Source organism: Streptomyces sp. CHD11 (assembly GCF_018638295.1).
Taxonomy (GTDB): Bacteria; Actinomycetota; Actinomycetes; order Streptomycetales; family Streptomycetaceae; genus Streptomyces.
On record NZ_JABTTS010000007.1, the window covers coordinates 67,751 to 82,146 of the forward strand.

A 14,396-nucleotide genomic window follows, 5' to 3' on the forward strand; every position below is an offset into this window, starting at 1 on the left:
GGATGAACGGCAGATTCGCCAAACCGCTTCGGGCACTGCGGCGACGTGTAGCACTGGCCTCGGCCGCCCTCATGGTCGGGACCCTCCTCCAAGCAGTGACGCAGCCCGCCGCCGCTGTCGGCGACGACGTGCCGGCCGTCCCCGCAACGTTCGAAGAGCCCATCCCCGTGACCACGGGCAAGACCAAACCGCGCACCCTGACCAAGGGCCCTCGCACCCCCGCCAAAGCACCCGAGGACGCTTGGCCGAAGGCGACGGTGGTGTCGGCGGATCTGCCCGAGCCCTCTGCGAAGACACGTAGCACGCAGGGCGTCCGTGTCCCGGGAACACCGCTGACCCTGGATGCCGGGGCAACAGCAGCCGGTACAAAGAGCGCTCGCGGCAGTGTCGAAACGCGCGTTCTCAGCCGCAAGGCGTCCGAACGGGCCGGGATCGACGGTGTCCTCTTCACCTTGCGCGGCAAGGACACCCCGGCCCACGCAGGGCGGATCCGTAGCACAGTGGACTACTCCTCTTTTGCCGGAGCATACGGCGGCGGCTACGCCTCCCGGTTGACCCTGGTGGAGCTCCCTGCTTGCGTGCTCACCACACCCGACAGGCAGGCCTGCCGTGCGGTAAAGCCCGTCGAGACGGTCAACAATCTCGAGAAGCAGACTCTCACCGCGTCCAGCGTGCCCCTGCGTACGACCGCTCCCACCGTTCTGGCCGCCGTGGCCGCGACGGAGAGCGCGAAGGGCGACTACAAGGCCACCTCGCTCTCGGCGTCAGCGACCTGGAACACCGACCTCAACACCGGTGACTTCGGTTGGTCCCACAACATGCCGGTGCCTGACGTGCCCGGTGGCCTGACCCCGAACGTCGGGTTGTCCTACTCCTCCGGCTCCATCGACGGACGGACCGGCAACACCAACAACCAGGCATCCTGGGCGGGCGACGGGTTCGACCTGTGGCCCGGATTCATCGAACGCCGCTACAAGCCCTGCGCCGATGACGGGCAGACGGCGGACGACGGCATCAACAAACCGGGCGACCTGTGCTGGGCCTATGACAACGCCTACCTGTCGCTGAACGGCAGGGCCGGCGAGCTGGTGCCCGACGGCACGGACAAGTGGAAGCTGAAGCGTGACGACGGAACGAAGATCGATCGGCTCCGCGGGTCCGGCAGGGCGAACGGCACCCACGACGGCGAGTACTGGAGAGTCACCACCCCGGACGGCACCCAGTACTACTTCGGCTACCACCGGCTTCCCGGCTGGTCGGACGGCAAGGAGACCACCGACTCCACCTGGACCGTGCCGGTCTACGGCGACGACGCGGGCGAGCCTTGCCACGCCGGGACGTTCGCGGACTCCTGGTGCCAGCAGGGCTGGCGCTGGAACCTCGACTACGTCGTGGACACCCACAGCAACGCCGTCACCTACTTCTACGACAAGGAGGGCAACTACTACGGCCGGAACCTGGAGGCCGAGGACGGCACCCCTTACGTACGCGGCGGCACCCTCGACCGCATCGAATACGGCCTGAAGTCGTCCTCGCTCTACGGGACCAAGCCGCTGGCCAAGGTTACCTTCACCAACGGCGAACGCTGCCTGAAGGACTCGAACACCACCTGCTCCGACATCGACGCCGACTCGGCCTACTGGTACGACACCCCCTGGGACCTGGACTGCGACGCTGGCGAGGACTGTGACCAGGGACGCCTGTCGCCGGCCTTCTTCACCACCAAACGCCTGACCCAGGTCACCACCCAGGTCCTGAGTGGCAGCACTTACCAGGACGTCGACTCCTGGAAGCTGACCCACCGCTGGGGTATGGCCGACACCGACTACCAGCTGCTGCTCGACTCCCTTCAGCGCACCGGCCACACCGGTCCCACCGCCACCCCGGCCATCACGCTGCCGAAGACGACCTTTGCCTACACGCAGCTCGAAAACCGCCTGGACGAGACCGGCGACGGCTATCCCCCCTTCGTCAAGGACCGCCTGTCCACGGTCGCGGACGAAACAGGCGGTCAGATCGACGTCAACTACTCCGCACCTACCTGCTCCTTCAGCGCGCTACCGACCCCTGAGACCAACACCACCCGGTGTTTCCCTCAGTACATCGGCGGCAGCGCCAGCGACGATCCCGAACTGCAGTGGTTCAACAAGTACGTCGTCACCTCAGTGACCGCCACCGACCGCACCGGCGGAGCTCCCGACCAGGTCACTAACTACAGCTACCTGGGCGGCGCCGCCTGGCACTACGACGATGACGACGGTTTGACGAAGGAGAAGTTCAAGACCTGGTCCCAGTGGCGCGGTTATGGGCATGTGCGGGTTCAGACCGGCGGTCAGGGTGGCGCCCCGGCCATGAAGTCCCAGCAGGACAGCTACTTCCTGCGCGGCATGGACGGCGACCGCAAGAACGCCTCGGGCGGCACCAAGGACGTCAGCGTCTCTCTCGACGCCGGCGAAGGGGACCCGATCACCGACCACGAGTCGGCAGCGGGCTTCGCCTACAAGACCGTCACGTACTCCGGTCCTGGCGGCAAGGTGCTGGGCAAGACGGTCAACCGGCCGTGGCACCACCAGACGGCGAAGAAGGAGCGCTCCTGGGGCACGGTGACCGCCAACTTCACCGGCACCGCGCACAGCCGCGCCTGGACCTCACTCGACGACGGCGCAGGTGCCGAGTGGCGCACGACCTCCTCCGCCACCACCTACGACACCGTGGCCGGTCGTGTCGTACAGGTGGATGACCACGGCGACAACAGCGACGCGAACGACAACACCTGCACCCGCACCACCTACACCGCCAACACCAGTAAGAACATCCTCGGGCTGCCGTCCCGGGTCGAGACGGTCTCCACAGGATGCGGCACCACCCCCAGCCGCCCGGGAGACGTGATCTCCGACGTACGCTCCGCCTACGACGGCGGCTCCTACGGCGCGGAACCCAGCAAGGGCGACGCCACAGCCACCGCGGTGCTGAAGAAGTACGACGGCACCACCGCCGTCTATCTCGAATCAGGCGCCACCCATGACGGATACGGCCGCACTCTCACCACCACCGACCTCACCGCGAACCTCACAGTGACGACGGAGGGGACCCTCACCCGCACCCCGCGCGACGACGGCCGCACCACCACCACGGTACGCACGCCCACCACCGGCTTCCCCACCACCGTCAAAACCACCACACCCCCCGCAACGCCGGGCGACACGTCCACGGCGCAGACCTCGACCACCACCCACGAGGCCCTCCGGGGACTGCCGCTGACCCAGACCGACACCAACGGCAAGGTCACCAATTTCGCTTACGACGCGCTGGGCCGCTCATCGAAGGTCTGGCTGACCGACCGTCGAACCGATCAGACTCCTACCTACGAGTTCACGTACACGATCGCCGAGGACAAGCCCGTCGCCGTCGGCACCAAGACGCTCGGGAACAGGAGCGTGCAGAGCACGTCGTACGTCCTTTACGACGGCTTTCTGCGGCCACGACAGACCCAGGACCCTGGCCCGGACGGCGGAGCCCTGCTCACGGACACCTTCTATGACGAACGTGGCCTCGTCACCCGTGAGTTCGCCACCTACTACATCGTCGACGCGCCCTCCACCGTGTTGTTGCTTCCGCGCGAAGCCCTGAGCGTCGAGACACAGAACCGCACCGCCTACGACGGACTTGGCAGGCCCGTGGAGGCCAGGCAGATCGCCGGCAACGGTGACGGCGGTACCGTCCTCGGAGTCACCAAGACCCTGTACGGCGGCGACCGCGTCACCACCATCCCGCCCGTCGGTGGCACGGCCACCACCGTCCTCACCGACGCCCGCGGCCAGACCACCGAACTGCGCCAGCACCACGCCCGCAGCGCCGGCGCGGCCTACGACACGACCCGCTACCGGTACACACCGCGCGGCGAGCGGGACCAGATCATGGATCCGGCCGGCAATGCATGGACCTACACCTACGACCTGCTCGGTAGGCAGACCAAGTCCGTCGACCCGGACAAAGGCACGACCGTCAGCGAGTACGACGACCGTGGCCAGCTCATCCACACCGACGACTCCCGCCCCGACGCCGACGCGCCATCCCTGTGGTACTCCTACGACGGTCTCGGCCGGCAGACGGAACTCCGCGAGGCCTCAACCACCGGGCCCCTTCGCGCCGAGTGGGTCTACGACACCATCAGCGGCGCCAAGGGCCACCTCGCCGAGTCCACCCGGTACGACGACGGAAACGCCTACACCAGCAAGGTCGTCGCCTACGACCGCCTCTACCGCCCGCAACGCACCTCCATCACGATCCCCGCTGCCGAAGGGGCTCTGCAAGGCACCTATCTGAGTGGCACGACCTACAACGTCTCGGGGAAGGTGCAAGCCACCGGCTACCCCAAAGCCGGCAGCCTGCCCGCTGCCACGTCCTCGTACACATACGAGGACGAGACCCTGCGCCTCGTCGGTACGAGCAACAGTCAGAGCATCGGATCCACCGTCAGCTACAGCCCCACAGGCAAGCCCAAAACCTACGAACTGTCCCACGGGAGCAGTACGAATGTCGAAGCCAACAACACCTACGAGTGGGGCACACAGCGCCTGGCCACCTCGCGCGTCGACCGTCAGGGCATAGACGGCGTCGACCAGCACAACACCTACCGCTACGACGAAGCCGGCAACGTCCTGTCCGTATCGGACGTGTCCCGGTCCGGTACCGACACCCAGTGCTTCACTTACGACGGACTGCGTCGCCTGACCGAAGCCTGGACCGAGGCCGTTCCGACCTGCTCCACCGCCCCCAGGGGCACTTCTTTGGGCGGTCCTGCTCCCTACTGGCATTCGTACACGTATGACAAAGCGGGCAACCGCCAGACCGAAGTCATCCACGATGTCACCGGCAACACGGCCGCGGACACGAACCGCACCTACACCTACCCCGGCGCGTCCAATGCTCAGCCACACACATTGACCTCGGTCACCACAGCGGGTCCGACGGGAGAGTCGAAGGACACCTACACCTACGACGAAGCCGGCAACACCGCGACTCGCACGCTTGCCGGCGATACCCAGAAGCTCACCTGGGACGCCGAAGGACACCTTGCCAAGGTCACCGAGCCGGTGGAGGGAAGCAGCGACAAGGTCACCGAATACCTCTACGACACCGAGGGCAACCGCCTCATCGCCCGGACACCGACCGAGACGACGCTCTATCTGGGCGCCACCGAAATCACCCTGGCCAAGGGATCCACCACCCCGAAAGCCACGCGCTACTTCGACCTCGGCGGGGGCCACCAAGCCGTCCAGCAGGACGACGGCAGCGTCTCCATCACCCTGGCCGACCACCACGGCACCGCCCAGCTCGCCATCGACACCGCCACCCAGCAGCTCACCCATCGCCGCACCCTCCCCTTCGGCGGCGTCCGCGGCACAGCACCGACGGACTGGCCAGGCACGAAGGGCTTCGTCGGCGGCACCGACGACACCAAGACCACCGGCCTGACCCACCTCGGCGCCCGCGAATACGACCCGTCAACCGGCCGCTTCATCAGCGTCGACCCCCTCCTGGAACTCGACAAACCACAAACCCTCAACGGCTACACCTACGCAGCCCAGAACCCACTGGCCTTCACCGACCCGACCGGGCTTGGCCTGGCATGTGGTGGCAATGGTGACGGCACAGGCTGTCCGAAACGCAACGACGGAACCGAAGGCAACGGACGCCCCAACGAAGCCGCAGATTATTCAGAAACGCAGCACCCCTGCACCAGCAACTGCGATGGCGGAACCGATCCCGTTACTACAGACAACAGCGGCCACCTCCTTGTCGAGGGGGTTCTCATTCCTACCGAAAAGGAGATGGTGGCCAGGGGTATTATGTTCCCCGGTGATACCTACGACGAAGCACTGCACAAGTGGACTGTCGGGCTGTGCCAGGTTACCGGAAGTGACGGTTCCAACTATGCAAACTTCTGCGGTGTCGCTCACGATGCAGGCCTGCTTGAGCCGACCGGCAACGATCCGTTCGGCGTCCAAGCGAACATTAACTGCTTCAGCGGAAAGGGTGACTGCATAGAAGCCGTCGTCACGGATGTTCTCTACCTCGTTGGCGCAGGCTGGGGGCGCCTAACGGCAAGAGCAGCCGCCACCAGAGCAGCCGCATCTGGGAAATCGATCAGTGGCACACTCGAGGGACTCGCCGGCCCTGAAATTGGCACCAAGCTGGAGTACTTTTTCGGGAACGCTACCGGGAATGCTCACAACATTCAGCGAAGCGGTGACATGGCCAGTCAGCTGAATCGGATTGGGATCAGAGATAACGTCGGGGGGCGTACACTATTCTCGCAGCATCTTGACGATGTGTTCAGCGATTCCAGCTCTGTGGTGCGGGTTCAGGAGAATGGGCGCACCGTGAGAGAGGGCCTCTTGCAGGGGCCCGACGGAATGCTCAAAACGGAAACCATCTGGGACGGCAATAAATTGATCACTGGGCAGTTGTACGGATCAAATTCGAGATACAGAAGGTAAGTGGTGGCCGTGTCGATGTTCACGATTGCGTTCGCTAAAGATGCAATGGAATGCTCAGTCTGGTCCAGTCCAGGAGAAGCGCGCGCCGCATTGTCTGCCGACTTGGACATTGCGAACGAGTATGGATCTGGATCGGGGTTCGTGTACGTATTCTCCTTGGCTGATGAATCCGGAAAAGGTGTCAAAAGGTCGACTGTAGGGATTCAAATGGATTCAGAATTCGAATCCCCTACGATCCTAGGTAACGAATGGGGTCGGGCGCGTTGGATCGGCTGCAACTCGAACCTTTATCGCATTTCGTCCAGTATGACCATCGATCGGGAGATCGATCTCGGTTCGAAATTCGACAGCTTCAGGTACATCTCTCACCTGGATAGGCTGATCGTTCTTGCTGAAATCGGACTGTTTGCTGTGTGTGGCAGTGGCGAGATTGATTGGCATGTGAGTCTAGATGTTGTCACTGATGTGCACTGGGCGGACGAAAGTGTGATGATATTCCAAATGGACAGTCCAGGAGTGCGCGTGGACCTTCGAAATGGGTCTATTCTTGATTCCCCAGTGGAGTGATTGAGTCCTTTTCGGCAACGCCTCGCGACGTTTGATGATCTTCGTTCAGGCGGTGCGGCCGTGTTCGATTTGCGGGACGATGAGGGCGGCTCGGGCGATGTAGCGACCCCCAAAATTCCGACACCTGTACGCTGGGTTTTTCGTATCCAGGGGAAGGTATTCAAGGTGGCGAAGCGGAAGGACTGCTCAAAGAATTCAAGCGGAACGCGGTAGCGCTGGCTCGGTCAAGTCGGCACAGCCGATGCAGCTCAGCCGGGCCATGACGGGGCCGCGCACATGGGGACAGTACTGGCCCGGCACAGTGTCCGCTGTGTGGGCCTTCCAGGGTGTGTTGAGCTCGTCCCAGATCGCGAGGTTGTGCGTCGGTATGCCAGGCATACCCACCGAGGTTCCGGGAGGCAACTGACGCAGCGGCAGCGTCTGTCGACCGCCCGGACATCTTCTTCGCGGTCCTACGAGAGGCCGTGCATACGCGACCAGACTCGTGTCATCGAACGCAGCAGAGATCGCTGTCGGCGTGTGCGCTCGCACCTCGTGGGTGCTCTCTCGCTCTGTGGACGTGGAACCGGAGGAAGTGTTGAAAGGGGTACTGCTGTGAGCTCCCCGCCGACGTTCTGCTGGTGGGAGCTCGCCCTTGCCGATAGCACTCGCGCCTTCCGCTGCGGTGGGGAGGGCGAGGTCTTCCCAGTGAAGGCCGGCGAGTTCGCCTTTGCGGAGGCCGGTGCGCAAGGCGAGTTCGTACGGCGCCAGCTCGTCTTCCCGGACAACGTGTTTCCAGTGCCGACCTCGCCGGTGAAGGCGTCGATCTCGGTGCGGTGGCCTTCGAGCCGGATCGGCTGGGCACACCCGCCGAGTGAGGACAGCTGCCGACGTCTGCCCGCGTGTCCGACCTCGCCCCCTGGCCGCGTAGAGACAGCACCCTTGAACAGCTGAGCGGCCGGAGGGCCCGATGCGGCCGACACGTGGTGGAGCAGACCAGCCATCCGGGAGTTTGAGCCGGGGCCGTCCGGGTCGGTCGGCGCTCTGCCAGTGGGCCGGGGCAGGGTGAAGCTCTGGGAGGCAGCGGCGCGACGGGTGCTCCCGCGTCTAGACTGGCCAGGTGACCGCAGCATTCGACTATGAGGACATGCACCACTTGGTGGACCGGCTCACGCCGCACCAGGTACGTCGCCTACGCCTGCTCGTCACGCAGGACGAGGAGCTTGCCCAGGCCGCCGAAGGGCTCCCACCGCGCCCTGCTGAGGGGCAGGCTGTCCCTGCGGGCCTGCTGGCGCTGATTGGGGCGGTCAACGGGCCGGAGGACCTGGCCGAGCGTCACGACGACCATATCCGCGAACGGATGCGTGAGCGGTTCGGCGACCAGGCGTGAGCGCGATCGTCCTCGACACCGGCCCTCTCGCCGCTGCCCTGAACGCCGGCGACCGCCGCCACGCGGAGAGTGCGTCGCTACTGGTCTCGATGACCGGCCGCCGCTTGCTCCCCAGCCCTGTGCTGACCGAGGTGTGCTGGCTGCTGGAACGCTGGCCCAAGCTGGAAGCCGCCTTCCTCTCCGAGGTCGCCAAGGGAACCTTCGAGCTGGTCCACCTCACCCCTGCCGACCTGGAGCGGATGGGTGAGCTCGTCCTGCAGTACGCGGACTTCCCTCTCGGCGGCGTTGATGCCTCGGTGATCGCCGTGGCCGAACGCTTCGGGGTGGAGCGGATCGCGACCCTGGATCGCCGACACTTCAGCGTCGTTCGTGCCAAACACGTCCGGGCTCTCACATTGCTGCCGTGACGGCAAAACACTTGTATTTTTGCAGTTCAACGGCAGTTTATGAGGCCGCGGAAGTCCGCTGATGGGGCTGGCTCCCGCCAGCTACGTTTCGAGGGCAAGCTGGAGGAGAAGTGCGAATAAATCGGCCTTCCGTCTGGCTGAGTGACGGGATTGTTCGTTACCTGGCCCTTGCCCAGTCGGTGCGGATAGTGATCGCCATTGTGGTGTTTTTAGGATTGTTTATCGGGATTTCTGGCGCGACGAGCGCTCTGCGATGGAGCCTTTCGTGCGGAGTAGGAGGGGCTTTTTTTGCGTTGGCCTTCAGTAGGGCAGGTCCGGTTGATTGACCTCGGCGGCCGGCGCCACACGCAAGCGACGGCATAGAGATCGTGTGGACGGTCAGGGCTGCCAGTCCACCCGGTGCTCCGCCAGGTGCGCCAACACCGCGTGGTTGGCTTCCCAGCCGTCCGGGAATTTGACCAGGGTTCCCAGCTGGACCGGTTCTGTGGACGGGTAGTCGTCCAGGAGGTCGGTTACTCCCTCGCGGCAGATGACGATGCAGGCGTGGCGGTGGCGGGAGGTCAGGACGCAGAGACGGCCGGTTTCCAGGTGGAAGGCGGTGGCGTCGGGGCGGCCGGAGAGGGGGTGGAGGATGACGGTGACGTCGTACTCGCGGCCCTGGAGGCGGTTTGCCGTGTCGACCGTCACGTTCGGTACGCCGAGTTCCGCCAGTGCCGCGCGGATTGCCGCTGCCTGGTCGCGGTGAGCGGTGCCTACGGCGATGCGGTCCGCGGTGAGAGGGGTCGGGGTGGGGGAGCGTTCGGAGGTTGATGCTCCCTCGCGGTCCAGGAGGCGGCGGACGGTGAGGGCTACCGCCTGGACTGCTTCCGGGTCCGTGCGGGGGGTGTGGCGGGCGGGGAGTTGGAGGAGGCCCCAGCCGGATTGCGCTGCCTCGTCGATCACTTGGTCGGGGGGCGAGCCGTCCGACGGGACGCCGAAGGAGAGGGCGCGGTCGATGTGCTGCGTGCCGCTGCGGAACGGGGTGTAGGGATAGAAGGCGTCGGAGACCAGGGGGGCCGCGGACGCGGGGAGGCGCCAGGAGACGGGGAGGCGGTGTTGGGGGAGGGCGGGGTTGTGGGCCAGGAGGGTGGTGACGGCTGAGCCCGAGGGATCGTAGGAGAGGCCTGCCCACTGCTCCGCGCCGACGATGGAGAAGGGGTCCAACTGGCCGGGGTCGCCTACGAAGAGGGCTCGCTCGAAGAGGTTGGCTACGGCGAGGAGGGCGTCGGAGCGCATCTGGTAGGCCTCGTCCACGATCGCGTGCTGCCAGGGCTCTACGCCCTTGACGTGGGCCCACTTCGCCGCCGTGGAGATGACGACGGGCAGGCCGGTGAGGTCGGCGGCCTTTGAGGACTTGCGGACGTGGTCCAGGGCGTCGAGCGCCTTGTCGTAGGGGTCGGTGTCGCTGCTGTGCAGGCGGCCCACCGGGAGGTCGGGGTTCTTCTCGGCGAGGCGGAGGACCAGGTCGTCGACCTGGGCGTTAGTCTGCGCCACCACCATCAGCGGGCGGCCCGCCTCCGCCAGTTCCAGGGCCGCGCGTACGACCAGGGTGGACTTGCCGGCGCCGGGTGGGGAGTCGACGACCACACCGCGCGCGGTGCCGTGGAGCGTGTCGTGGAGGATCGCGTCCGTGGCGCGGGTGGCCGCGGAGCCGGGGTCGAACGCTGTTTCCTCGACAGGGGCGGTCACAGTACGTCCTCCTCGGTCATCGCGTCGGCGGGCTCGGGCACGGGCTCCTCGCCGGGTGGGCCGCCGTGGGTCCACGGGGTTTCCTCCGGGTCGGGGAGTTTGGCTCCGCCGCGCGGTTCGTGTTCGAAGAGGGTGAAGCAGAGGCGGTCGCCCTTCTCCGGGACCGATCCCTCCTCCGGCTCCTTGCCCCGGCCCATCTTGTCCAGGATGCGGAGGGTGAGGAGACCGGGTTCGGGACCGTCCTCGTAGCCTACGAATTCCGTGGATTGTGGCTTTCCGTTCAGGGAGCGGTAGGCCTTCGCGCGCTCGCCGAGGTGGGGGGTGTCGTCCGTGCGGAGGGTGAGGAGAGGGCGGGGGCTCGGGCGTTTGGTCTCGGTGTACGTCATCACCACGTCGACCACCTCGCCGGCGAACGCTTCTCCGGACAGGCGTCGGGATGCCATCACCAGTGGGTCGTCCAATGCTTCCTGTGCTTCCAGGCGGGACTGTTCGCGCTCGCGTGTGGCCAGCTTGTTCGCGGCGGTGACCGCGTCGTCGCGGCGGGGCTGGGGTGGTTCGCCCGCGGTCACCCGGTCGCGGTGGCTGGTGAAGGACCAGCGGTCGCGGGTCCAGCGTTCCTCGACGCGTGTGCCCTCCGGGAGGTGCCGGAGGAGGTCCAGGCCCTGCCACACCGCGTTCCAGGTGGGCAGGGTGCGGCTTTCCACCAGGGCGCGGATTTCTTGTTCGGCGGTGGTCAGGGCGGCCAGGCGGTCGTCTGCCTCCAGGCCGTCCTCCGCCGCCGCCAGTGCCGTACGGGCGCGGTCGTAGCGTTCGATCGCCGGGGCGAGGAGTTTGTTGTCGAAGGCCGGGTCGGTTGCCGGGCCCGCGGGTGGGCAGAGGAGTTGGCCGGACGCGTCCCGCGCCAGTTCGGCCCGCTGTGCGGCTTCCGCGCCGGAGCTGCCCTCGGGTGGGGCGATCCAGGCGAGCAGGGCGCCCAGGTGCTGGTCCTCCAGCGTGGACTGGCCGGTCGCCCAGTGCCGGCCCAGGACGTCCGTCATGGCGAGGAGGAGGGACGAGCCGGGGACGCGGGCGCGTTCGCCGAAGTGGGTCAGCCAGCGGCCCAGCAGTGGTACGCGGGGTGGTGCCGGGTACGGGGTCTCCGGGTCCTGTTCCGCCGTGCGGCGGAAGCGCATCGAGCGGCCGAGCAGGCGTACGAGGTCGATGCCCGCCCTGCTCGGCACGATCAGCTGGGGTGCGTCCGCGCACAGCTCGACCTCGACCTTGACGCGCTTGCCGGTCTCCGGGTCGGTCTCGGAGCGCTCGGCGGGCTCCACGGTGTCCGCGAAGCCGTCGACGTACGGCAGGACCACGTCGGCCAGCTCGGCGAGGAACGCGAAGCGCAGGTCGCGGTCGCGGGGCTGAGGGACGGCGAGGAGGCGGGGTGCGTGCCGGTCGGTGCCCACCAGTGCGCCCAGCGGGGCGCCCGCCTCGCCGGCGGTGGTGAGGGGGACGAACACCAGGGGGTGTTCCGCGAGGTGCCGGTGCCGGACGGTGGCGGTGGGCCGGGCGCGGCCGGTGCTGACGGCCTCGAGGCGGGCGAGGGTGGTGATCAGGGACAAGGGGCCACCTCCGGGCGCGCACCGCTCAGTGCTTCCGCGCGCAGGGCTGCCGCGCGCCGCAGTGCCGCCACCGCCGGGTCGTCGGGGTCGCCGGCCTCCCCGCGGGCCGCGGCCAGTACGTCCTCGACGGTCGTCAGGCCCCCCAGCTCCGCCCGGACGGGGCGGCCGAGCGAGGTCACCGCGCCGTCCGCGCGGGAGCGGTCCCGGCAGTGGAAGGCCAGCTCGCACGCGGAGAGGCACTCCGGCGCGTAGGCCGCCGGGACCGTCTCCACCGCCTCGGTCAGTTCTTCGGCCGGCAGTTCCGGGGAGAAGCAGGTGCCCTCGGGGAGGGTGTCGGCGATCTCCTCGATGCGGGTGAGCCGGTCCAGCTGGCGGGCGGTCACCGCGCGCTGCTTGCGGACGTCCACGGCGGAGGCGGTGGGGAGGTTGGAGAAGTCCTTGGGGCAGACCAGCAGGATGCGGTGCCGGACGCGCGGGGCGGGGTCCAGGCGCGCGGCGACCTGCTCCAGGGCCAGCACGTACACCGCCGACTGTCGGGCCGCCGCGCCGACCTTCGACGGGTCCGCGGCGCCGTCCAGCATCGGGAAGGACTTGATCTCCACGACCGTCCAGCTGCCGTCCGGGTGGACCACCACCGCGTCCGGCTCCAGGAACGCGGGGGAGCCCGCGACGTCGAGGGCGAGCATGGGGTGGTCGAGCAGTGTCCACGCGCCGGGTGCCTCGGTCGCGGCCTCGCGCAGGGCCAGCTCGGTACGGGCCGTCCGGCCCTGGGGGCCCTGTGCGGTCAGGTCGGGCACGCGCGCTTCGGTGGGGGGCTCGGCCGCGCGGTCGAGTTTCTCGTGGGCGAGGCGCAGCAGCTCCGTACCGCCGTCCGCCTTGACCTTCGCCTCGAACGCGTTGCCCCGGACGAACGCGAACTGGGACTGGCCGAAGACCGACGGGGAGCCCAGCGCGCTCGCCAGGGCCCCCTTGTCCACCCCGGCGCCGTCCAGGATCGCGCGCCGTCTGCAGCCCGGGTTGGCGGCGAGGGCGGCCAGGGCGCGCGCGTCCAGCGCCTTGGCCTGCACCTCCGGGCCGCGCAGCTCAGCGAGCCGGTGCCGGAGCGTCTTCGTCCGCGTCCGAGGGGGAGGCACCCGGTCCGGCTTCTCGTCCGTACCGCGGTTCGGGGTGCCGCTGCCGTGGAATTCGCTCACCCGCGGAAGTCTGGCATCCGGCACTGACAATCGTGGAATGTGTGGCGGACGAGGCCACCGGGACGGTCGCGGCGCGGGGCAGGTAGCGGGCCTTCGCCAGGTCGGCACAGCGCATCACGCGGGGGGCCAGCAGCAGGCCGGCGCCCATGACGGCGGCGCCCGCGACCGCGTCGAGGAAGTAGTGGTTCGCGGTGCCCATCACGACGATCGTGGTCACCAGCGGGTAGACGACGGCGGCCGTCTTCGTCAGGCGGGTGCGGCCGTACTTCCAGAGGATCACACCGCACCACAGGGCCCAGCCGACGTGCAGGCTCGGCATCGCCGCGTACTGGTTGGTCATCCCGCCGAGTCCGCGCGGGGCGCTCGCCTCGCCGCCCCACCAGCCGTACGAGCTGTAGTGGGCCATGGTGTCGACGAAGCCGTGGCTCGCGTCGAGCAGCCGGGGCGGGCAGGTGGGCAGCAGGGTGAAGCCGATCAGGCCGATGAACGTGGAGGTCATCAGCCAGGTGCGGGCCGCCCGGTAGCGCACCGCGTGGGAGCGGAACAGCCAGACGAGGACGGCCGGGGTGACCATGTAGTGCAGCGAGGCGTACCAGAAGTCCGCGGGTATGCCGATCCACGGCTCCCGGGTGAAGAGACGGTTCAGCGGGCTCTCGGCGTTGAGGAACAGCGCCTTCTCGATGCGCAGGATCCCCAGGCCGTGGTCCACGGCGTCGGAGACGTCACCTCGTACGACAAGCCGCCCCGCCGAGTAGCAGGCGTACACGAGGACCAGGAGCGGCAGCTCCGTCCACCAGCGCAGCCGGGTCGCCGGGACCGCCTCGGTGCCCGGTGTCTCGGTGTGCGGCATCCGATCGCTCCCCCTTCGTCTCCGTACGCCGCTCGTTCGGCGGCCCGTCACTCTACGGTGTCCTGCACGTCCCCCGTGAGACGCCCTCGGCCCTCATAGACGCAGAGATCTCCCGCCGGGTTGCCCCTGACCAGGGTGCGCGATGATGGAGGGACTCCGCTTGCGAATTACGTGAATGTCA

The 14,396-nt window shown here is 67.5% G+C and carries 8 protein-coding genes; 4 read left to right on the top strand and 4 right to left on the bottom strand.

Annotated elements, in window-relative coordinates; all coding sequences use genetic code 11:
* Positions 1 to 2: 2 nt before the first annotated feature.
* From HTV45_RS09125 to HTV45_RS09140, 4 genes are all read left to right on the top strand, one after another.
* A complete protein-coding gene (locus tag HTV45_RS09125; RefSeq protein ID WP_251691801.1) occupies positions 3 to 6,503 on the top strand; it encodes an RHS repeat-associated core domain-containing protein in 6,501 nt (2,166 codons plus the stop codon).
* A gap of 9 nt (positions 6,504 to 6,512) precedes the next feature.
* Positions 6,513 to 7,070: a hypothetical protein gene (locus HTV45_RS09130; RefSeq protein WP_215205153.1), complete on the top strand. Its 558-nt coding sequence runs from the start codon at positions 6,513 to 6,515 to the stop codon at positions 7,068 to 7,070.
* 1,099 nt (positions 7,071 to 8,169) lie between these two features.
* Complete coding sequence (locus HTV45_RS09135; RefSeq protein ID WP_308309342.1) at positions 8,170 to 8,439, top strand: hypothetical protein; 270 nt, start codon at positions 8,170 to 8,172, stop codon at positions 8,437 to 8,439.
* Entirely contained in the window at positions 8,436 to 8,846 is a 411-nt protein-coding gene (locus HTV45_RS09140) for a type II toxin-antitoxin system VapC family toxin (RefSeq protein WP_215205154.1), read from the top strand. Before HTV45_RS09135 ends, HTV45_RS09140 begins: the two co-directional genes overlap by 4 nt.
* Positions 8,847 to 9,224: 378 nt before the next feature.
* On the opposite strand, the gene HTV45_RS09145 is transcribed toward HTV45_RS09140, so the two are convergent.
* The 4 genes from HTV45_RS09145 to HTV45_RS09160 are packed head-to-tail and all read right to left on the bottom strand — an operon-like array spanning position 9,225 to position 14,215.
* Positions 9,225 to 10,574, bottom strand: a complete 1,350-nt coding sequence (locus HTV45_RS09145) for an AAA domain-containing protein (protein ID WP_215205155.1) — start codon at positions 10,572 to 10,574, stop codon at positions 9,225 to 9,227.
* Positions 10,571 to 12,172, bottom strand: coding sequence for a hypothetical protein (locus HTV45_RS09150; protein ID WP_215205156.1), 1,602 nt, complete (start codon positions 12,170 to 12,172; stop codon positions 10,571 to 10,573). Before HTV45_RS09150 ends, HTV45_RS09145 begins: the two co-directional genes overlap by 4 nt.
* A complete protein-coding gene (locus HTV45_RS09155; protein WP_215205274.1) occupies positions 12,163 to 13,305 on the bottom strand; it encodes a hypothetical protein in 1,143 nt (380 codons plus the stop codon). Before HTV45_RS09155 ends, HTV45_RS09150 begins: the two co-directional genes overlap by 10 nt.
* On the bottom strand, positions 13,256 to 14,215 hold the full coding sequence (locus tag HTV45_RS09160) for a phosphatase PAP2 family protein (RefSeq protein WP_215205157.1): 960 nt from the start codon (positions 14,213 to 14,215) through the stop codon (positions 13,256 to 13,258). Before HTV45_RS09160 ends, HTV45_RS09155 begins: the two co-directional genes overlap by 50 nt.
* Between the last annotated feature and the right edge of the window lie 181 nt (positions 14,216 to 14,396).